The sequence below is a fragment of the Streptomyces piniterrae genome (genome assembly GCF_005048155.1).
Taxonomy (GTDB): Bacteria; Actinomycetota; Actinomycetes; order Streptomycetales; family Streptomycetaceae; genus Streptomyces; species Streptomyces piniterrae.
On sequence record NZ_SUMB01000007.1, the window covers coordinates 196,907 to 218,060 of the forward strand.

Here is a 21,154-nt window from a genome sequence, read left to right on the forward strand (position 1 = left end):
AGTGTGGCGGCTACAGCTCTCTCGCTTGCCCTGGCCTGGGCTTTCCCAAGGATCTGCGCTGTTGTCAGTGGCCTTGGTTAGGGTGGGGGGTGAAGGGGGGTGACTTCGTGGTACGCCAAGCAGACGTGATCGCGCACGAGAAGCCGCGCATCGCGAACATGACCCGCCGACCCAAGCCCCGTAGGAGCGATGCCGGCACCTACGAGCCGAACGCAGCCTTGGCCAAGGCGGGGCCGAACAAGAGGACCCCGGACGCGGGTTGGGGGGTGTTCCTCGGAACCCTTGCGAACAAGGCTGAAAGCGCCGGTCGTCGGTCGATACCTGTGGGCCCCGCCAACAACACCGGCCGGGCCGGCCCTCTGCGCGGCGGCATAGCCACCTGCGCAGGAAGCCCGCAGTTTCGGCTGTAGGCGGAGTCACGGACAAAGATCGGCGTTGTCGGGACGGAGACCCACGAAACGACGGGAGCCCGGGTTTGTACCACACCTGGACGCGGTACTTCACTCCGAGCCCGGTCCACCACCGGCTCGGCCTGGTGTGCCTGGGCGTCGGACTCCAGCACGGCACACTGCCGACGGTCGGCCCGCGCACCCTCGACCACCACGTCGCCATCATCATCAGCGCCGGCGGCGGCTGGCTCATCGCCCCCGACGGAGCGCGCCACACCGTCACCGCCCCGGCCCTGCTGTGGATCGTGCCCGGCGTACCGCACCACTACGGGGCCGACCCGAAAACCGGCTGGGACGAAAGCTTCGTCGACTTCACCGGACCGGCCGCCGACACCTACACCGAGCTGGGCTACATCGAGCCGGACCGGCCCGTCGTACCGCTCGCCGACACCGGCCCCGCCAGGACCGCGGTGGGACGCATCGCACGCGCCGCCCGCCGCGGCAACCCCCTGCTGGAGGTGGAGACCTCCGCCGCCGTCCATGAACTCCTGGTCGCCCTGCGCCGCGCCCGCGCCGACACGGACGCCGACGGCGACCCCGTCCTCCAGGCCCTGGCCAGGGACGCGTTCCTGCCGCTGTCGGTCGGTGAACACGCCGCCCGGCACGGCATGACACCCGCCGAACTGCGCACCGCCGTACGCCGCGGCGCCGGCTGCAGCCCCAAGGACTACCTGCTCGGCATCCGCCTGGGCCGGGCCAAGGAACTGCTGGTGGGCACCGAACTCCCGGTCGCCGCGGTCGCCCGCAGGGTCGGCTACGACGACCCCGCCTACTTCAGCAGACTGTTCACCCGCCGGGTCGGCACCGCCCCTGTGCGCTTCCGCGACCGGCAGATCCGCAGCGTCCCCGGCGGCTGGTCCACCCAGATCCCCGACCCGGACAACCCGCCGCTGGTCAGCGGTTGACCACCTCGCCGGCCGGTTGGTGACCAGCCCGCTGGTCAGCGTTGACCACGTCGACGGCCGGTAGCTGACCACGTGGCTGGTCAGCCGTTGACCACGCAGCCGGCCACCGGCCGACCACGCAGCCGATCAGTACTTGACCAGCGCGACCACGACGAAGATCACCGCGGGAATAGCCAGGACGGCCAGCACACAGCCACAGCCCTTGGTCGTGCCGCTGATGACCTCGCGGGCCTCCTTCCGCCGGGCCGCATGCTCCGCCGTCTCCACCGGACGCAGCGCCCGCCAGAGGGTCCGGGTGATCCAGTACGGGCTGGTGACCACGTAGAACACGCACACCGCCGCGTAGTACAGCGCCTCCAGAATCTGCGCGAAGAAGCCGACCACGAGCAGCACCGGCAGCATCAGCAGGATCATGCCCGCCGACTTACCGGCCGACCAGGCATCCCAACTGGGCTTCTTGACCGGCGATTTGGGGAGTTTCCGCTTGCGCGCGGCGGCCTCGGTGGCGGCGTCCGGGGTGCGGGACGGAGCGGCTGCCGGGTCTGCGGGGGCTGCGGGGAACCCCGCCGCGGAGCCGCCGTACGGTGCTGGGGAAGGTTCGTTTGTCCTGCTCACGCCAGAGAAAGTAACAGGGCGCACCAGCCGCCACGACCCGGGCCCGCCCCCCGAACACCCCGGGAACCCCGCCGCCACAAACCCCGGGCACCCGCCCCGGCCCGTACGGCAGCATGGCCCCATGCCCGCACTGCAGCGCGACGAGGCGCAGACCCGAGCCCAACGCATCGACGTCCACCGCTACGACATCGCCCTCGACCTCACCCAAGGCGACGACCACTTCGGCTCCCACACCGTCATCCACTTCACGGCACACGACGCCCAGGACCCCGACGGCACGATCGACACCTTCGCCGAGATCAAGCCCGTCGAGCTGCACACCCTCACCCTCGACGGCCGCCCCCTCGACCCGGAAACCCTCGACGGCAACCGCCTCCCCCTCACCGGCCTCACCCCCGGCGACCACGAACTCCGCATCCACGCCACCATGCGCTACTCCCGCACCGGCGAAGGAATGCACCGCTTCACCGACCCCGCGGACGGCGAAACCTACGTCTACACCCAGCTGTTCCTCGAAGACGTCCAACGCGTCTTCGCCGCCTTCGACCAGCCCGACCTCAAAGCCGTCTTCGCCCTCACCGTCACCGCCCCCACCGACTGGACCGTCCTCGGCAACGGCCTCGCCGAACACACCGGCAACGGCCGCTGGACCCTCGCCACCACCCCACCGATCTCCACCTACCTCGTCGCCGTCGCCGCCGGCCCCTGGCACTCCGTACGCACCCAACACGCCGGCCTGCCCTTCGGCCTGCACTGCCGCCGCTCCCTCGCCCCCCACCTCGACGCCGACGCCGACGAACTCCTCGACATCACCCGCCGCTGCTACGACCGCTACCACCAGATCTTCGACGAGCCCTACCCCTTCGACTCCTACGACCAGGCATTCGTCCCCGAATTCAACGCCGGCGCCATGGAGAACCCCGGACTCGTCACCTTCCGCGACGAATACGTCTTCCGCTCCGCCGTCACCGACACCGAACGCCAGACCCGCGGCGTGACGATCGCCCACGAAATGGCCCACATGTGGTTCGGCGACCTCGTCACCCTCCAATGGTGGGACGACATCTGGCTCAACGAGTCCTTCGCCGAATACATGGGCTACCAGGTCCTCTCCGAAGCCACCCGCCACCAGAACTCCTGGACCGGCTTCGCCATCACCCGCAAGGGCTGGGGATACGACGCCGACCAGCGCCCCTCCACCCACCCCGTCGCCCCCGAGGCCGTCCCCGACACCGCCTCCGCCCTCCTCAACTTCGACGGCATCTCCTACGCCAAGGGCGCTTCCGCCCTGCGCCAACTCGTCGCCTGGATGGGGGAGAAGGACTTCCTCGCCGGCATCAACGACCACTTCGCCCGGCACCGCTTCGGCAACGCCACCCTCGCCGACTTCATCGACTCCCTCGCCCGCGCCACCGACCGCGACGTCCACGCCTGGGCCGATCGCTGGCTGCGCACCACCGGAGTCGACACCCTCACCCCCGACATCACCGCGGGCCGCGACTCCTGGCGCCTCGACGTCACCCACACCGGCAGCCGCCCGCACCGCATCACCGTCGGCACCTACGACCAGGACCTCGCCGGCACCGGCCGCCTCACCCTCCGCGACCGCTTCGACCTGGACATCCCCGAAGCCGGCGGCCGCACCTCACGCACCCTCCCGCAACCCGCCCCCGCCCTCGTCGTCCTCAACGACCACGACCTCACCTACACCAAGATCCGCTTCGACCCGCCGTCCTGGCAGACCCTCGCCCGCTCCCTCTCCGGCCTGCCCGACCCCCTCACCCGCGCCGTCGTCTGGAACGCCGCCCGCGACATGGTCCGTGACGGCGAACTCCCGCCCACCACCTACCTGGACGCCGCCCGCGCCCACCTCCCCCACGAAACCGACCTCGCCATCGTCCAGGGCGTCCTCACCTTCGCCCGCACCCAGATCGCCGACCGCTACCTCCCAGAAACCGACCGCCACACCGCCCTCGCCACCCTCACCGCCCTCAGCCGCGACATCCTGCGCCGCACCGAAGGCAGCGAGAACGGCGACGGCAAGGGCCTCCGCCTCACCGCCGTACGCACCTACATCGACAGCGCCACCACCCCCGAAGGCATCCAGGACTGGCTCGACGGCGACGGCGTCCCCGGCGGCCCCACCCTCGACCCCGAACTCCGCTGGCGCATCCTCCACCGCCTCGCCACCCTCGGCGCCCAACCCCTCGACGACCTCCGCACCGCCATCGACACCGAACTCACCCGCGACCCCAGCGCCACCGGCCACGAAGGCGCCGCCCGCTGCCACGCCGCCCTCCCCGACCCCGCGGCCAAACAAGCCGCCTGGGACGCCCTCTTCACCACCGCCGACGGGAAAGCCCTCTCCAACTACCTCTTCACCGCCACCGCCTCCGGCTTCTGGAACCCCGAACAACACGACCTGCTCCGCCCCTACGTCGCCCGCTACTTCACCGACGCCCCCGCCCTCGCCGCCCACCGCGGCGCCGCCCTCGCCGAAGCCGCCGGCCGCCACGCCTTCCCCACCCACATCGACGACACCACCCTCCACCTCGGCCGGACCTGCCTCACCGAAGCCGACCCCACCCCCGCCCTGCGCCGCAAACTCATCGACCAACTCGACGACCTGCAAAGGGCATTGGCCGTACGTGCCGCCAACCCCACGACATAACCGCACCCCGACGACACAGGGCCGCCGGAGCACGCACCGGCGGCCCCCGAACACCTGCCGCAGACCCGTACCACGAACGGGTGTAACCCACCCAACCAGTGGATACGCAGCGTGCCGGGAAAGTAACTTAGGGCGCCCTTAGGTCCCGAGAGGACCGCAGCTGACTTCCCGCCCTTCTCCGCAAAGAAGAACCCACCCATGCCCGTGCCCCCTGCCGGCACCGCCCTCGCAGGCGGCACCAACGGCCCCCGCGCACTGCGCCCCCTCCTCGACACCGTCCTCGACGCCCTCACCACCGGCGCCGAAGACCGCGCAGGACCCCTCCCGCCCGGCGGCCCCGACGCCGTCGCCCGCGCCGTACGCGCCGCCTGCGACCCCGTCCTCCCCGAAAACGGCACCGGACCACACGACGCGCTGCGCACCCTCACCCACACCCTCGCCGCCGGCGCCGCCGACCCCGCCGACCCGCACTGCGCCGCCCACCTGCACTGCCCACCGCTGGCCCTCGCCGCCGCCGCCGACCTCGCCGCCAGCGCCCTCAACCCCTCCATGGACTCCTGGGACCAGGCCCCCGCCGCCTCAGAACTCGAAGCCCTCACCAGCCGCGCACTCGCCGCCCTCGTCTACCCCCAGGCCACCGACCCCGACGCACTCGTCACCACCGGCGGCACCGAATCCAACCAACTCGCCGTCCTCCTGGCCCGCGAAGCCCCCCACGGCCCCCCAGGCACCCACCCCCACACCAGCACCGCCCCCCTCCAGATCGTCTGCGGCGCCAACGCCCACCACAGCATCCACCGCGCCGCCTGGCTCCTCGGCCTCCCCGAACCCCTCACCATCCCCACCCCCAACGGCATCCTCACCCCCGACGCCGCCCACACCACCCTCACCGCCCTCGCAGCACACCCAGGCCCCGGCGGCCACAACGCCCCCGGCGGCCCGGTCCTGCTCATCGCCACCGCAGGCACCACCGACTCCGGCGCCATCGACCCCCTCCCCGCCCTCGCCGACATCGCCGACCACCACGGCGCCCGCTTCCACATCGACGCCTCCTACGGCGGCCCCCTCCTCTTCAGCACCACCCACCGCACCACCCTCCAAGGCCTCGCCCAGGCCCACACCGTCACCCTCGACCTGCACAAACTCGGCTGGCAACCCGTCGCCGCCGGCCTCCTCGCCGTCCCCGACCCCACCACCCTCACCCCCCTCGCCCACCGCGCCGACTACCTCAACCCCGACGACGACATCGAAGCCGGCCTCCCCGACCTCCTCGGCCGCTCCCTCCGCACCACCCGCCGCCCCGACATCCTCAAAATCGCCGTCACCCTCAAAGCCCTCGGCCGCAACGGCCTCGGCGAACTCGTCGACCGCACCCTCACCGCCGCCCACACCCTCGCCGACCTCATCGAGGCCCACCCCCGCTACGAACTCCACTCCCGCCCCACCCTCAGCACCGTCCTCTTCCGCCCCACCGGCGCCGACACCGCCACCCTCGCCACCATCCGCCGCACCCTCCTCAACGACGGCCACGCCGTCCTCGGCCGCGCCACCACCCCCACCGGCCTCTGGCTCAAAGCCACCCTCCTCAACCCCCACACCCAACCCGGAGACCTCACCACCCTCCTCAAACTCGTGGAAGGCCACACCCCCCGATGACCACCCCCACCCCCGACACCACCCCCCACACCGGCACCACAACCCCCGACGAACCCCTCGACCTCGTCGGCATCGGCATCGGCCCCTTCAACCTCTCCCTGGCCGCCCTCGCCCACCCCCTCACCCACCTCCGCACCGCCTTCTACGACCAACGCCCCACCTTCCACTGGCACCCCGGCCTCCTCATCGACGGCACCACCCTCCAAGTCCCCTTCCTCGCCGACCTCGTCACCCTCGCCGACCCCACCAGCCCCTGGAGCTTCCTCAACTACCTCAAAACCCGCGAACGCCTCTTCCCCTTCTACTTCGCCGAACGCTTCCACCCCCACCGCGCCGAATACGACGCCTACTGCCGCTGGGTCAGCGAATCGCTGCCCACCCTCCACTTCGGCCACCACATCGACGCACTCCGCTGGAACCCCGAACGCGACCTCTTCGAAGTCGACTTCACCCAACTCGACCCCGACGGCGAAGCCCAAGCCCTCGGCCGCACCCACGCCCGCAACCTCGTCCTCGGCATCGGCACCACCCCCCACATCCCCGAACCCCTACGCCCCCTCGCCGACGCCCCCGCCGTCCCCGTCATCCACTCCGCCGACTACCTCACCCACCGCGAAACCCTGCTCGCCGCCGACCACATCACCGTCATCGGCGCCGGCCAATCAGGCGCCGAAATCTTCCTCGACCAACTCCGCGCCCGCCCCGCCGGCCGCGAAGGCCTCCACTGGCTCGCCCGCACCCCCGCCTTCGCCCCCATGGAATACAGCAAACTCGGCCTCGAACACTTCACCCCCGACTACACCCGCTACTTCCACGCCCTCCCACAAACCGTCCGCGACAACCTCCTCCCCGGCCAATGGCAGCTGTACAAGGGCATCGACCACGACACCCTCACCGCCATCCACGAAGAGCTCTACCGCCGCACCCTCCACGGCGGCTGGCCCGACACCACCCTCACCCCAGGCGTCTCCGTACGCACCGCAGGCCGCGTCGGCACCACCAAAGTCGAACTCCACCTCGACCACACCCAACAAGGCACCCGCACCCGCCTCACCACCGACGCCGTCGTCCTCGCCACCGGCTACCGCGAACGCCGCCTCGACACCCTCCTCGCCGCCCTCGACCCCTACCTCCGCCGCGACGCCGCCGAACGCCCCCGCATCGACGAACACCACCGCCTCGTCCTCGACCCCTCCATCACCGGCTCCCTCTACGTACAGAACGCCGAAACCCACACCCACGGCGTCGGCACCCCCGACCTAGGCCTCGCAGCCTGGCGCAGCGCCACCATCCTCAACTCCCTCACCGACACCACCCCCTACCCCCTCCCCACCCGCACCGCCTTCACCACCTTCGGCCTCCAACAACCCCCCACCACCCCGGGCCACACCATCCCCCACCAAAGCCCCACCCTCGTCCCACGCCACTGACCACACAACCGGCGCTCCCTATGCCACCCTGCAACCCCACCCCCCACACAAAACCCAAGGAGCGCCCCCCCATGACCGACCCCACCCAGCCCCCCACCCAAACCACCCCCCACACCCCCCTGCCCTACGGCACCCCCGACACCCCCCGCCTCGCCGTACGCGGCGAAGCCCGCCTCGAAGTCGACCCCGAAATCGCCCGCATCGCCATCACCATCAGCGCCCGCGGCACCGACCGCAAAACCGCCCTCACCGACCTCACCCGCCGCAACGAACAAGCCCTCACCCTCATCAAGAGCTACGGCGACACCCTCGAAAAACTCGAAACCGGCGCCTTCAGCCTCACCCCCCAACTCACCGACAAAGGCCGCAACGAACGCATCCGCGCCTACCACGGCCGCGTCACCCACACCGCCACCCTCAACGACTTCACCACCCTCGGCGAACTCACCACCCGCCTCGCCGACCTCGAACTCACCCGCGTCGACGGCCCCTGGTGGGCACTGCGCCCCGACTCACCCGCCCACCGCGACGCCCGCACCCAAGCCGTCCGCGAAGCCGTCCAACGCGCCCGCGAATACGCCGAAGCACTCGGCGCCCGCCTCGACGCCCTCGTCGAGCTCGCCGACCTCGGCGCCGAGAACACCGCCCCCGTCGCCGCCCCCGCCATGCGCTCCTTCGCCGGCTACGGCGGCGGCCCCGCCCCTCAGGGCGCCGCCCCCGCCCTCGACCTCGAACCCCAACGCCAGACCGTCTACGCCAACGTCAACGCACGCTTCACCATGACCCGTCCCGCACTCTGAGACCCCACCCCGAAGAGGCGAAATTCCGCTCATCGGAGCACCCCCGTGCCCATTCCAAGACTTGTCAACAGCCTTTCACCAAACGGTCGTTGAGCAGTCGCCTCTCCACAGTTCCCTACCAACGGGTAGGTCATAGGGTCGAAACATGCGCCGAGCAAAAATCGTCTGCACACTGGGACCCGCCACCGACACGTACGAGCAGATCAAGGCACTCGTCGACGCCGGAATGGACATCGCACGCTTCAACCTCAGCCACGGCACCTACGCCGACCACGAAGCCCGCTACGACCGGGTCCGCAAAGCATCCGAAGAAACCCACCGCAGCGTCGGCGTCCTCGCCGACCTTCAAGGTCCGAAGATCCGCCTGGGCCGATTCCATGAAGGCCCCGTACTTCTCGAACGCGACGACGAGTTCACCATCACCGTCGAACCCGACATCCAAGGCGACCGCCACCTCTGCGGCACCACCTACGACGGCCTCGCCGCCGACGTCACCACCGGCGAACGCATCCTCGTCGACGACGGCAAAGTGACCCTCGAAGTCACCGGAGTCACCGGCCCCCGGGTCCACACCAAGGTCATCGAAGGCGGCATGGTCTCCGACCACAAAGGCCTCAACCTCCCCGGCGTCGCCGTCTCCGTCCCCGCCCTCTCCGAAAAAGACCAGGACGACCTCCGCTGGGCCCTGCGCACCGGCGCCGACATCATCGCCCTCTCCTTCGTCCGCAGCGGCCGCGACATCGAAGACGTCCACCGCATCATGCGCGAAGAAGACCGCTTCCTCCCCGTCATCGCCAAGGTCGAAAAACCCCAGGCCGTCGACAACATCGACGACATCGTCGCCGCCTTCGACGGCATCATGGTCGCCCGCGGCGACCTCGGCGTCGAAATGCCCCTCGAAACCGTCCCGATCGTCCAAAAGCGCGCCATCAAACTCGCCAAGCGCAACGCCAAACCGGTCATCGTCGCCACACAAATGCTCGACTCGATGATCGACAACTCCCGCCCCACCCGCGCCGAAGCCTCCGACGTCGCCAACGCCGTCATCGACGGCACCGACGCCGTGATGCTCTCCGGCGAAACCAGCGTCGGCAAATACCCCACCGAAACGGTCAAGACGATGAGCCGCATCGTCGAAGCCGCCGAGGAAGACATCCTCGCCAAGGGCCTCCCGCCCCTCACGGTCACCAGCAAACCCCGCACCCAGGGCGGCGCCGTCGCCCGCGCCGCCGCCGAAATGGGCGACTTCCTCGGCGCGAAATTCCTCGTCGCCTTCACCCAGTCCGGCGACACCGCCCGCCGCCTCTCCCGCTACCGCTCGCCGATCCCCCTCCTGGCCTTCACCCCCGACCCGGCCACCCGCTCCCAGCTCAACGTCAGCTGGGGCGTCGAGACGTTCCTCGGCCCGACCGTCAACTCCACGGACGAAATGGTCGCCCAGGTCGACGAGCAACTCCTGAAGATCGGCCGCTGCGAACGCGGCGACGTCGTCATCATCACCGCCGGCTCGCCCCCCGGAGTCCCCGGCTCCACCAACCTCGTCCGCGTCCACCACATCGGTGAATCGGACGCGGCGAACTAGCCATTCAGGCAAGCGAGTTGAAGTTGCCGGGCCGAGGTCCTGACTGCCGTCCCTGTCAGTACTTCGGCCCTATGTGTTGGTCCATGAGGGCCACGGAGGCTTTGCGGGCGACGGAGATGTTGAAAGGGTCGCTGCCGCGGGCGAGGACGGTCCACTCGACGCCGACCTTCGTCATGGTGTCGGAGCAGAGTTTGCGGATGTCGTCGGACTTGTTGGTGAAGAAGTACCGCGGGTACTCGTAGCGCTTGCGCTCCCCGGCGACCATACGCGTCGTCCAGTTGGTGATCCGGCACCCGTCCGAGTGGATCAGCCCGCGGATGAACTCCCAGGGGTACTCGTCCACGATCTGCTGCTGCCACGGCTCCAGGATGATCGGTCGCTCGTGCTTCTTGCCTTCGCCGTGCTGCGGAAACATGCACCGTAAGTGCTTGGAGTAGACCTTCATGTTGTGGCAGCCGGTCCTGCGGACCCGGCACACGGAGTTGTCGGGGAAGACCGCGCGCATCGCGGCTTCGCATTCGTCCATCAAGCCCGGCCAGGTGTCGCCGCACGCGATCATGAGGCTGGGTGCGCGGTGAGCGGAGTGCTGGATGATGTGGCCGTCGCCGAGGTAGAGGGCCAGGAGGTAGGAGTAGGCCGCCGCATCGAGCTCGCGCCCATCGCAGCGCGGGCACTTCGGGTTGTGGGCGCCCGGGCACTCTCCGCGCTTGGCGCGGTCCATGTGCCGCCAGTAGCTGACGGTGCCGAGGGGGACGCCCAACGCGCGGGCGACGTCTGCGTTCTTGGCCCCTGCGCGGAGCTGGGCGACTGCCTGGTGTCGTACGTCCGTGCCATGGAAGATCATGGCATTACTGTGAGTGACGGACCGCACTCGCGCAGCGTAATGTCCACGATTCACCGGAACGTGAAATTTCGCTTGTTTCAGAGGTGCCGGGTGCGGGACTCGAACCCGCAAGCCCTTTCGGGCAGATGTGTTTGAGACATCCGTGTATGCCATTCCACCAACCCGGCCGGTGGCTCCAGACACAATACCGTGTGCACCACGGCGCCTGCCTCTAGGTAGGCTGCAATGGCACCACCTGCCTGAACGAGGAGTCCCGTGAGCGCCGCCGAGCCCGAGCAGCCCGTCGCCGATGACGATCAGTCGCACGTCCCGCCGCTGACCACGCGCGTCGTGATCGCCGAGGACGAGGCTCTCATCCGTCTCGATCTCAAAGAGATGCTGGAGGAGGAGGGCTACACCGTCGTCGGTGAGGCCGGGGACGGTCAGACGGCCATTGAGCTGGCCCGGGAGCACCGCCCGGATCTGGTGATCCTGGACGTGAAGATGCCCGTGCTGGACGGTATCTCGGCGGCGGAGAAGATCGCCGAGGAGAGCATCGCGCCGGTGCTGATGCTGACCGCGTTCTCGCAGCGCGAGCTGGTGGAGCGGGCGCGTGACGCGGGTGCGATGGCGTATCTCGTGAAGCCGTTTTCGAAGAGTGATGTGGTGCCGGCGATCGAGATGGCCGTGAGCCGGTTCACGGAGTTGAAGACGCTGGAGAAGGAGGTCGCGGACCTCACTCAGCGGCTGGAGACCCGGAAGCTGGTGGACCGGGCGAAGAGCATTCTGCAGACGCAGTACGGGTTGACGGAGCCGGCCGCTTTCCGGTGGATTCAGAAGACGTCGATGGATCGTCGGCTGTCGATGCAGCAGGTTGCCGAGGCGGTTATCGAGGACGCCGAGGAGAAGAAGCAGAAGAAGGATCAGTAGCGCGTAACGTCCACTTACGCGTGAGCGGCCCCGTACCGGTGATCGGTACGGGGCCGTTCGCGTGGTGCGGGGGTTAAGGCCATGGCCTCAGTCCTCGCCCAGGTATGCCTTGCGGACGGATTCGTCGTGGAGGAGCGTTTCGCCGCTGTCGGAGAGGACGACCTTTCCGATTTCCATGACGTGGCCCTGGTCGGCGAGGGAGAGCGCGGCTTGGGCGTTCTGTTCGACGAGGAGGATGGTCATGCCTTGGGTGCGGAGTTCCTCGATGGTTTCCATGATTTTCTGCATCATGATCGGTGAGAGGCCCATGGAGGGTTCGTCGAGCATGAGGAGTTTGGGCCGGGACATGAGTGCGCGGCCCATGGCGAGCATTTGTTGTTCGCCGCCGGAGAGGGTTCCGGAGGCTTGTTTTCTGCGTTCGCCGAGGATGGGGAAGAGGTCGTAGATGCGCTGGATGTCCTCTTCGATGCCGGCGGTGTCCTTGCGGAGGAAGGCGCCTAGCTGGAGGTTTTCGGCGATGGTGAGGCGGGGGAAGAGGCGGCGGCCTTCGGGGGAGTGGGCGAGGCCGCGTTCGACGATCTTGTGGGCGGGGACGCCGTTGAGTGGTTGGCCGTCGAAGGTGATTTTTCCGGCGAGGGGCTTGAGGAGGCCGGAGAGGGTGCGCAGGGTGGTGGTTTTTCCTGCGCCGTTGGTGCCGATCAGGGTGACGACCTGGCCGGCTTCGACGGTGAAGGATATGCCTTTGACGGCTTCGATTTTGCCGTAGGCGACGCGGAGGTCCTCGACTTCGAGCAGTGCGGTCATGGGGTGTCTCCGGTCTCTTCGTCGGCTGCCTCCGCTGTTTCAGCCGTGTTGGTTTTGCTTGCCTCTTCTGCTGTTTCGGCCGTGCTGTCGCCGTTCCCGTTCCCGTTCCCGTTTTCGACGGGGGTGCCGAGGTAGGCGGCGATGACGCGTTCGTCGGCTTGGACGATGTCCGGGGTGCCTTCGACGAGTTTTTGGCCTTGGACGAGGACGGCGACGCGGTCGCAGAGGTTGAAGATGAAGCGCATGTCGTGCTCGATGACGAGGACGGCGGTGCCTCTGTCGCGGATGGCGAAGACGAGGTCCTGGGTGGCGCGGGTTTCTTGGGGGTTCATGCCGGCGGTGGGTTCGTCCAGCAGGAGGAGTCCTGGTTCGCTGGCGAGTGCGCGGGCGATTTCGAGCTTGCGTTGTTCGCCGTAGGGGAGGTTGCGGGCGAGGTGGTCTCGTTTGTGGGCGAGGCCGGTGAATTCGAGGAGTTCCATGGCGCGCTCTTCGGAGGTGGTTTCGGCTTTTTTGAAGCCGGGGCCGCGGAGGAGGGCTGACCAGAGTCCTTCTTTGGTGCGGGTGTGCCGTCCGACGAGGACGTTTTCGAGGACGGTCATGTTGGCGAAGAGGCGGATGTTCTGGAAGGTGCGGGCGATGCCGGCTTGGGTGACGAGGTGGGGCTTGCGGGAGAGCCGGGTGCCTTTGTAGCTGACGGCGCCTTCGGTGGGGACGTAGAGCCCGGTGAGGCAGTTGAAGAAGGTGGTTTTTCCGGCGCCGTTGGGGCCGATGAGGCCGACGATTTCGCCGGAGCCGACGGTGAGGCTGACGTCGCGTACGGCGGTGAGTCCGCCGAAGCGCATGGTGACGCCGGAGGCTTCGAGGACGGTGCCGGTGGTGGTGCCGAGTGTGGTTGTGGTCATGGTGTCGTCACGCCTTTGCCTTGGTGACGCCGATGGTCGCGTCTGCGTCGGGCAGGCGCTGTTGATCGGGCACATCGAGCTGGCCGGTCTCGTGGAATTCGAGCTGCTTCCTGCGGTCGGCGATGAGGCCCTCGGGGCGGAATCGCATGAGCAGGACGAGGGCGATGCCGAAGAGCAGCAGCTGGTAGTCCTGGAGGAAGTCGAGTTTGGCCGGGATGAGGAAGAGCAGTGCGGCGCCGACGAGGGGTCCGCTGAGGGTTCCCATGCCGCCGAGGATGACGGCGGCGAGGAGGAAGGCGGAGTTGGGGGGCTGGGGGCCGGCGAACTGGAACTGCTCGGGGGTGGCGGTGGTGACGACGTGGGCGTGCACGGTGCCGGCGAGTCCGGCGAGTGCGGCGCCGAGGGCGAAGGCCATGAGGCGGAGCCGGAAGCTGTTGATGCCCATGGCGATGGCGGCGGTTTCGTCTTCGCGGATGGCGATCCAGGCGCGGCCGATGCGGGAGGCCGCGGCGCGTCGGAAGACGAGGACGACGAAGGCGGTCACGAGGATCATCAGCAGGTAGTAGTTGCCGTAGGTGGCGACGGGGATGCCGAGGATGTCGTGGGGTTCGCCGAAGTTGAAGCCGAAGATCTCCAGGTTGGGGATGTTCGGGATGCCCATGGCGCCGTTGGTGACGTCGGGTCCTGTGGTGCCGTTGAGGTTGAGCATGGCGATGCGGAAGATCTCACCGAAGCCGAGGGTGACGATGGCGAGGTAGTCGCCGCGTAGCCGCAGGGTGGGGGCGCCGATGAGGACGCCGAACACCAGGGAGGCGGCGGCTCCGGTGAGGAGGGCTGCCCAGAAGGGGAACTGGATGCCCAGGGCGGATTCGGCGGAGCCGGAGACGAGGGCTGCGGCGTAGGCGCCGACGCCGAGGAAGGCGACGTATCCGAGGTCGAGGAGGCCGGCGAGGCCGACGACGACGTTGAGGCCCAGGGCGACGGTGGCGAAGATCAGGATGTTGGCCCCGATGATCGTGTATTGGTCGGTGTCCTGGGTGAAGGGGAAGCTGGCGGCGGCGATGAAGGCGGCGCAGAGGGCCGGGCCGCGGTGTGCGTGGGTGAGTTCGGTGAGTCGCTTGATGAGTCCTGCCCGGTTGAGGGCGGGGATGGTGATCACCATGAAGACGAGGAAGCCGACGAAGGGGGCGCCGTCGTCGGTGTCGATGCCGTAGGTGAAGGCGAGGAGTCCGGCGGCGAAGGCGGCGGCGATGATGAGGATTTCGGCCCAGCCGGGGAGTTCGCGGGTGCGGCTTCGTACGGGGCTGGCGGCGAGGGACGTGGTGAAGCGTTGCCAGGCGCCGGCCGGGGGTGTGTCGGGGGTGTGGTCGGCGGGGAGGCCGAGTGCGGCGACCAGTGTGATCAGTGAGGTGGCGCCGGCGAGGAAGCCGCCTGGTTCGAGGTTGACGAGGCCGCCGAGTTGGACGGCTATGGAGATGAGGGTGAACCAGGTGGCGGCGAAGGTGGCGAGGGCGGCGAGGAGTACGGGTGCGTTGCGGCCGCCGGGGGTGAGCCATTGGAGGCCGCGGATGCCGAGTCCTGCTGCGGCGAGGAGGAGGGTGAGGATGCCGCCGACGAGGGTGAGGATTTGGAGGCCGGCGGGGGATCCGTAGTAGGTGAGTTCGCCGGGGAAGTCGTTGCTCCAGGTCCAGGCGAGGCTCGTGGTGAGGGCGGTGGCGAGGGCGGCCGCTGCGGTGGTGATGCGGGCGGTGCGTTCGGGGAGGGGAAGCACGGCCGGGGCGCCCGGTGCGGTGGTTTTGGTGATCGTTGTGGTCATCGCTATCACGCCCGATCCGCGACGCGTTCGCCCAGTAGGCCTTGTGGTCTCAGGAGGAGTACGAGGATGAGGAGGACGAAGGCCCAGACGTCCTTCCAGGCTCCGCCGCCGAATTGCTGCATGCCGGGGATTTCTTCGATGTAGGCGGTGGCCAGGGATTCGGCGACGCCGAGGACGACGCCGCCGAGCATGGCGCCGTAGATGTTGCCGATGCCGCCGAGGACGGCGGCGGTGAAGGCCTTGAGGCCCATGATGAAGCCCATGCGGAACTGGACCTCGCCGGTGCGCAGGCCGTAGGCGACGGCGGCGACGCCGGCGAACGCGGCGCCGATGGCGAAGGCGAGGACGATGATCCGGTCGGTGTTGATGCCCATGAGCTTGGCGGTGTCGCGGTCCTGGGCGGTGGCCTGCATGGCGCGGCCGCTGCGGGTCTTGGACACGAAGAAGCCGAGGGCGATCATGCACGCGGGCGCTGCGATGAGGACGAAGAGGTCGCCGCGTTGGACGGTGGCGCCCAGGATGTCGAAGGAGTGGCCCTTGAACTGGGGGAAGACGCGGGCTTTGTTGCCGCCGGGGTACCACTTCCAGATGGCTTGCTGGAGGGCGATGGAGAGGCCGATGGCGGTGATGAGTGGGGCTAGGCGGGGTGCGCCGCGGAGGGGGCGGTAGGCGAAGCGTTCGGCGGCGACGCCGACGAGGACGGATACCGCGATGCCGCCGATGAGCATGATCGGCAGGGCGAGAATGAGTGAGGTGCCGGTGGGGAGGGCGAGGTAGACGCTGAGTGCGCCGAAGCCGCCGACCATGAATATCTCGCCGTGGGCGAAGTTGATGAGCTGGACAATTCCGTAGACCATCGTGTAGCCGATCGCGATGAGTCCGTACATCGCGCCGAGGATGAGTCCGTTGGCCAGCTGTTGCGGCAGTTCGTTCACCGCAGGGCCTCCGTTGCGTGGGAGTTACGAGGTTCCGGGGGGTAGCCGGTGTGCCGGTGTGCCACGGGCCGCGCCAGGGTGGTTTGTGGCGCCCTGGCGCGGCCCGGTGTGTCGGCGTTGAGGGGTCTCGTCGGTGGGTCGGCTCTTACTTCTTGAAGGGGGCGCTGTAGCGGGAGGCCCACTCACCCTTGTCGACCTGGTAGGCGGTGATCATGGTGTTGGTGGTGTCGCCGTACTTGTCGAAGGCGACGGGGCCGGTGACGCCGTCGAAGGTGACCTTGTTCATGGCTTCGGAGACCTTCTTGCGGGCGTCTTCGGGGAGCTTGCCGTCGTTGTCGCCGACGACTGCCTTGACGGCCTGGATGAGGGCCCAGGTGGCGTCGTAGGTGGAGCCGCCGTAGGCCTCGTAGGCCTCCTTGAAGCCGGCTGCCTTGTAGTCGGCGATGAACTTCTTGGCGGAGGGGAGTTCTTCGACGGGCTTGCCGACGGAGGAGGCGTAGTCGCCCTGTGCCTTCTTGTTGAGCTTGATGTAGTCGGCGCTGTACATGCCGTCGCCGCCCATGAGGGGGACGGTGACGCCGCCGTCCTTGAGCTGCTGGCTCAGGGGGCCGGAGGCGGGGTACTCGCCGCCGTAGAAGACGAGGTCGGGCTTGGCGGACTTGACCTTGGAGACGACGGCCTTGAAGTCACGGTCGTCGGGGCTGACGTGTTCGGTGCCGACGATCTTGCCGCCGAGCTTGGTGAACTGGTCCTTGAAGGAGGAGGCCAGGCCGACGCCGTAGGTCTTCTGGTCGTCGATGATGTAGGCCTTCTTGGTCTTCAGCTTCTCGTAGGCGTACTGCCCGTCGAAGGCGCCCTGTACCTCGTCGGTGGTGGCGGTGCGGAAGTACGTGGGGAAGGGGCGGACGCGCTTGTCCTTGCGCCAGTCGGGGCCCTGGGTCAGGTCGGGCGTGGTGTTCGCCGGGGAGATCAGGGTGAGGTTGTTCTGCTTGGAGACCTGCTGCATGGACTGGGCGACGCCGGAGTTGAGCGGGCCGACGATGCCGAGGACGTCCTCGTCGCCGGCGAGCTTGGTGGTGTTCTGCTGGCCGACGTTTGGCAGGGCCTTGTCGTCGAGGGCTTCGAGTTTGAAGGTGACGCCCTTGACTTCGCCGGCCTTGTTGGCGTTGTCGATGGCGAGCTGGGCGGAGTTGCGGATGCCCAGACCGAGGGCGGAGAGCTCCCCGGTGGTCGGGGCGTCGAGCCCGATGACGACGGTTGCGTTGGAGCCGTCGCCGCTCTTGTTGTCGCCGCGGGAGCCGCACGCGGAGAGCGTGAGGGCGCCTGCGGTGACTGCGGTGGTGAGGATGAGCAAGGAACGGTGACGCACGATCAGTCCTTTCCCTGGCGCGGCCAGTGCTGTCGCATGGCCTTTTCACGTCGGGCTGTACGGGGGTGGTACAGGGTCCGTGCTGGGTGCACGCCCGGCGGCGCGGTGACTGGCGGTGACTTTAGGGCCGTGTTCTTCGCTCCGGGAGTGGCGCTGGCCAGGATGTGACGCTCTTGTTATGACATGCGATGAGCGTTTCGCCTCCATGCTCCTTACATCCGGGGTGCGGACGTTGTGCGGAGGACGAACTTGCACTTCCGCGGGGGATTGCGGCACGGAGTGACGAATGGCGTCCGGTTATCGGATACGTCGGGTGTGGTGGGGCGTCGGCCGGTGCGGGGCTTGGGGTGTGGGGGTGGTGCGACATGGCGTGCGTGTTACGCAGCGTTACAAGAATGTGTGCGGCCCCGCTCCCGGGTGTCCGGGGGCGGGGCCGTGGTGGTGGGTTGCGGTGCTGGTCAGCCGCGGTAGGCGTCGGTGTCCACGTCGCGCAGCATGCAGGTCAGGCGGGCGGTGCAGAGCCGCTTGTCGTGTTCGTCGGTGATGACGATTTCGTAGGTGGCGGTGGAGCGGCCGCGGTGGACGGGGGTGGCGACGCCGGTGACGAGGCCGGAGCGGGTGCCGCGGTGGTGGGTGCAGTTGAGGTCGACGCCGACGGCGAGTTTGGTGGGGCCGCCGTGGAGCATGGCGCCGACGGAGCCGAGGGTTTCGGCCAGTACGGCGGAGGCGCCGCCGTGCAGGAGCCCGTAGGGCTGGGTGTTGCCCTCGACGGGCATGGTGCCGACGACGCGGTCCGGTGCGGCCTCGGTGACCTGCACGCTCATCCGCTCGCCGAGGTGTCCGGCGGAGAACAGGGCGGCCAGGTCGAGGCCGAGGCCGGCCCACTGGTCGAGGATCTCCTGCGGAAACTTGGTCGTGCTCTGCTCACCCATGGCCTGCGTCTCCGTTCGCTCGCGCGTGATCGCCGTCGATCTGTGCCTGTTCCTATCAGGCCACTGAGCAAGCGCTCAGGCCGGGGTGCCGTTGCCCCCCGTCGGCCTGCGCCCGGTCAGCTCGGGAGCGTGCTCTCCAGGCGGATGACCAGGGACTTCGCGGCCGGGGTGTTGCTGGTGTCGGCGGTGTGGTCGAGCGGGATGAGGACGTTGGTCTCGGGGTAGTAGGCGGCCGCGCAGCCGCGGGCGGTGGGGTAGTGGACGACGCGGAAGCCGGGGGCGCGCCGTTCGCTGCCGTCGGTCCATTCGCTGACCAGGTCGGCGTAGGTGCCGTCGGCGAATCCGAGGGCGCGGGCGTCGTCGGGGTTGACCAGGACGACGCGGCGGCCGTTCTTGATGCCGCGGTAGCGGTCGTCGAGCCCGTAGATGGTGGTGTTGTACTGGTCGTGGGAGCGCAGTGTCTGCAGCAGCAGGCGCCCTTCGGGGAGCGCGGGGTATTCGACCGGTGCGGCGGTGAAGTTGGCCTTCCCGGTGGTGGTGGGGAATTGCCGCTTGTCCCGGGGGGCGTGCGGGAGTGTGAAGCCCCCGGGGTGGGCGACCTTGGTGTTGAAGTCCTCGAAGCCGGGGACGACGTGCGAGATGCGGTCGCGGATCGTGGCGTAGTCGTTCTCGAACTCCGCCCAGGGGGTGTGGCTGCGGTCGCCGAGGACGCGGCGGGCCAGGCGGGTCACGATGGCGGTTTCGGACAGCAGATGGGGGCCGGCGGGCTCCAGGCGGCCGCGGGAGGCGTGCACCATGCCCATGGAGTCCTCGACGGTCACGAACTGCTCGCCGCCGGCCTGGAGGTCGCGCTCGGTGCGGCCGAGGGTGGGCAGGATCAGGGCGCGGGCGCCGGTGACCACGTGCGAGCGGTTGAGTTTGGTGGAGACGTGGACGGTGAGCCGGGCGCGGCGTACCGCGGCCTCGGTGACGTCGGTGTCGGGGGTGGCGGAGACGAAGTTGCCGCCCATGGCGAGGAACACCTTGGCCCGGCCGTCGCGCAGCGCCCGGATGGCGTGGACGACGTCGTAGCCGTGTTCGCGGGGCGGGGCGAAGCCGAACTCCTTCTCCAGGGCGTCGAGGAAGGCGGGGGCGGGCCGTTCGAAGATGCCCATGGTGCGGTCGCCCTGGACGTTGCTGTGGCCGCGTACGGGGCAGACGCCGGCGCCGGGGCGGCCGATGTTGCCGCGCAGCAGGAGGAAGTTGACGACTTCCTTGATGGTGGGGACGGCGTGCTTGTGCTGGGTCAGGCCCATCGCCCAGCACACGATGGTGCGTTTCGAGGCGAGGATCATGGCCAGCGCGCGGTCGATCTCCTCGCGGGTCAGGCCGGTGGCGCGCAGCGTCTCGTCCCAGTCGTCGCCGGCGCGGGCGGTCCGCGCGAACTCCTCGTATCCGTGGGTGTGGGCGCGTACGAACTCCTCGTCGACGGCTCCGTCCGTGTCGAGGATCAGTCGGTTGAGGGCGCGGAAGAGTGCCTGGTCGCCGCCGAGCCGTACCTGGAGGAAGAGGTCGGTGAGGGCGGTGCCGCCGCCGGCGAGGCCGCGCGGGGTCTGCGGGTTCTTGAACCGTTCCAGGCCGGCTTCGGGCAGCGGATTGATCGAGATGATCTTTGTGCCGCCGGCCTTGGCCTTTTCCAGGGCGGTGAGCATCCGGGGGTGGTTGGTGCCCGGGTTCTGGCCGGCGATGATGATCAGGTCGGACTTGTAGAGGTCGTCGAGCAGGACGCTGCCCTTGCCGATGCCGATGGTGTCGGTGAGCGCGGAGCCCGACGACTCGTGGCACATGTTGGAGCAGTCGGGGAGGTTGTTGGTGCCGAATTCCCGGGCGAAGAGCTGGTAGAGGAAGGCGGCTTCGTTGCTGGTGCGTCCTGAGGTGTAGAAGACGGCTTCGTCGGGGGAGTCGAGTGCGGTGAGCTCCTCGCCGATGATGTCGAAGGCCCGCTCCCAGGGGACGGGGACGTAGTGGTCGGCGCCCTCGGCCAGGTACATGGGGTGGGTGAGGCGGCCCTGCTGGCCGAGCCAGTAGCCGCTGCGGCCGGCGAGGTCGGTGACGGAGTGGGCGGCGAAGAAGTCCGGGGTGACGCGGCGCAGGGTGGCCTCTTCGGCGACGGCCTTGGCGCCGTTCTCGCAGAATTCGGCGGCGTGCCGCTTGTCGGCCTCGGGCCAGGCGCAGCCGGGGCAGTCGAAGCCGTCCTTCTGGTTGACCCGGAGGAGGGTGAGCGCGGTGCGGCGCACGCCCATCTGCTGCTGGGAGACGCGCAGGGTGTGGGCGAGGGCCGGCAGGCCGGCGGCGGCGTGCTGGGGTGCGCTGACCTCGGGTGCGTCCTGGACGGGGTCCGACGCGGGCGGCTTGCCTGCCATGGCGCTCTCCCTTGAGCCGTGGGCTGTGTTGTCTCCGGTCATGCGGCTGCCCGCTCCGCCGGGGTGTGGTGGAGCGTTGCCGTACGGAGCGGATCGTTGCCGTACACATCCGATCCTGTCACGAGCGGGGCGG

At 68.9% G+C, this 21,154-nt stretch carries 16 protein-coding genes and 1 tRNA gene; 7 read left to right on the forward strand and 10 right to left on the reverse strand.

Annotation, left to right across the window (positions count from 1 at the left end; genetic code table 11):
- Nucleotides 1-475 precede the first annotated feature (475 nt).
- On the forward strand, nucleotides 476-1,354 hold the full coding sequence (locus tag FCH28_RS21310; protein ID WP_136741671.1) for a helix-turn-helix domain-containing protein: 879 nt from the start codon (nucleotides 476-478) through the stop codon (nucleotides 1,352-1,354).
- Between the two features lie 126 nt (nucleotides 1,355-1,480).
- On the opposite strand, the gene FCH28_RS21315 is transcribed toward FCH28_RS21310, so the two are convergent.
- The gene (locus tag FCH28_RS21315) at nucleotides 1,481-1,969 is read right to left on the reverse strand and encodes a hypothetical protein (RefSeq protein WP_136741672.1); all 489 of its coding nucleotides are present in this window, start codon (nucleotides 1,967-1,969) and stop codon (nucleotides 1,481-1,483) included.
- Between the two features lie 121 nt (nucleotides 1,970-2,090).
- Here FCH28_RS21315 and pepN point away from each other — a divergent pair, with 121 nt between their 5' ends.
- From pepN to pyk, 5 genes are all read left to right on the forward strand, one after another.
- Nucleotides 2,091-4,640: an aminopeptidase N gene (gene pepN, locus FCH28_RS21320; RefSeq protein ID WP_136741673.1), complete on the forward strand. Its 2,550-nt coding sequence runs from the start codon at nucleotides 2,091-2,093 to the stop codon at nucleotides 4,638-4,640.
- A 198-nt stretch (nucleotides 4,641-4,838) separates the two neighbouring features.
- Nucleotides 4,839-6,296 (forward strand): pyridoxal phosphate-dependent decarboxylase family protein, encoded by a 1,458-nt coding sequence (locus FCH28_RS21325; RefSeq protein ID WP_136741674.1) that lies wholly within the window; start codon nucleotides 4,839-4,841, stop codon nucleotides 6,294-6,296.
- Nucleotides 6,293-7,726 carry a lysine N(6)-hydroxylase/L-ornithine N(5)-oxygenase family protein gene (locus FCH28_RS21330; RefSeq protein WP_136741675.1) on the forward strand — a complete coding sequence of 478 codons (1,434 nt, stop codon included), beginning with the start codon at nucleotides 6,293-6,295 and terminating at the stop codon, nucleotides 7,724-7,726. Before FCH28_RS21325 ends, FCH28_RS21330 begins: the two co-directional genes overlap by 4 nt.
- A gap of 71 nt (nucleotides 7,727-7,797) precedes the next feature.
- Entirely contained in the window at nucleotides 7,798-8,526 is a 729-nt protein-coding gene (locus FCH28_RS21335) for an SIMPL domain-containing protein (RefSeq protein WP_136741676.1), read from the forward strand.
- Between the two features lie 145 nt (nucleotides 8,527-8,671).
- Nucleotides 8,672-10,108 (forward strand): pyruvate kinase, encoded by a 1,437-nt coding sequence (gene pyk / locus FCH28_RS21340; RefSeq protein WP_136741677.1) that lies wholly within the window; start codon nucleotides 8,672-8,674, stop codon nucleotides 10,106-10,108.
- A 55-nt stretch (nucleotides 10,109-10,163) separates the two neighbouring features.
- On the opposite strand, the gene FCH28_RS21345 is transcribed toward pyk, so the two are convergent.
- Both FCH28_RS21345 and FCH28_RS21350 read right to left on the reverse strand, forming a co-directional pair.
- Nucleotides 10,164-10,952, reverse strand: coding sequence for a helix-turn-helix domain-containing protein (locus FCH28_RS21345; protein WP_136741678.1), 789 nt, complete (start codon nucleotides 10,950-10,952; stop codon nucleotides 10,164-10,166).
- A gap of 84 nt (nucleotides 10,953-11,036) precedes the next feature.
- Nucleotides 11,037-11,119 (reverse strand) — tRNA-Leu (locus FCH28_RS21350).
- Nucleotides 11,120-11,207: 88 nt separating this feature from the next.
- Here FCH28_RS21350 and FCH28_RS21355 point away from each other — a divergent pair.
- The gene (locus tag FCH28_RS21355; protein WP_136741679.1) at nucleotides 11,208-11,861 is read left to right on the forward strand and encodes an ANTAR domain-containing response regulator; all 654 of its coding nucleotides are present in this window, start codon (nucleotides 11,208-11,210) and stop codon (nucleotides 11,859-11,861) included.
- Between the two features lie 87 nt (nucleotides 11,862-11,948).
- Here the strand turns inward: FCH28_RS21355 and FCH28_RS21360 are convergent, their stop codons facing one another.
- From FCH28_RS21360 to FCH28_RS21390, 7 genes are all read right to left on the reverse strand, one after another.
- On the reverse strand, nucleotides 11,949-12,665 hold the full coding sequence (locus tag FCH28_RS21360; RefSeq protein WP_136741680.1) for an ABC transporter ATP-binding protein: 717 nt from the start codon (nucleotides 12,663-12,665) through the stop codon (nucleotides 11,949-11,951).
- Nucleotides 12,662-13,567: an ABC transporter ATP-binding protein gene (locus tag FCH28_RS21365; protein ID WP_136741681.1), complete on the reverse strand. Its 906-nt coding sequence runs from the start codon at nucleotides 13,565-13,567 to the stop codon at nucleotides 12,662-12,664. Before FCH28_RS21365 ends, FCH28_RS21360 begins: the two co-directional genes overlap by 4 nt.
- 7 nt (nucleotides 13,568-13,574) lie before the next feature.
- Nucleotides 13,575-15,383, reverse strand: a complete 1,809-nt coding sequence (locus tag FCH28_RS21370) for a branched-chain amino acid ABC transporter permease (RefSeq protein WP_136741682.1) — start codon at nucleotides 15,381-15,383, stop codon at nucleotides 13,575-13,577.
- A 5-nt stretch (nucleotides 15,384-15,388) separates the two neighbouring features.
- Nucleotides 15,389-16,318 (reverse strand): branched-chain amino acid ABC transporter permease, encoded by a 930-nt coding sequence (locus FCH28_RS21375; RefSeq protein ID WP_136741683.1) that lies wholly within the window; start codon nucleotides 16,316-16,318, stop codon nucleotides 15,389-15,391.
- Between the two features lie 145 nt (nucleotides 16,319-16,463).
- The gene (locus FCH28_RS21380; protein WP_136741880.1) at nucleotides 16,464-17,672 is read right to left on the reverse strand and encodes a branched-chain amino acid ABC transporter substrate-binding protein; all 1,209 of its coding nucleotides are present in this window, start codon (nucleotides 17,670-17,672) and stop codon (nucleotides 16,464-16,466) included.
- A 473-nt stretch (nucleotides 17,673-18,145) separates the two neighbouring features.
- A complete protein-coding gene (locus FCH28_RS21385) occupies nucleotides 18,146-18,619 on the reverse strand; it encodes a PaaI family thioesterase (RefSeq protein ID WP_136741684.1) in 474 nt (157 codons plus the stop codon).
- A gap of 116 nt (nucleotides 18,620-18,735) precedes the next feature.
- Entirely contained in the window at nucleotides 18,736-21,021 is a 2,286-nt protein-coding gene (locus FCH28_RS21390; RefSeq protein ID WP_136741685.1) for an FdhF/YdeP family oxidoreductase, read from the reverse strand.
- Between the last annotated feature and the right edge of the window lie 133 nt (nucleotides 21,022-21,154).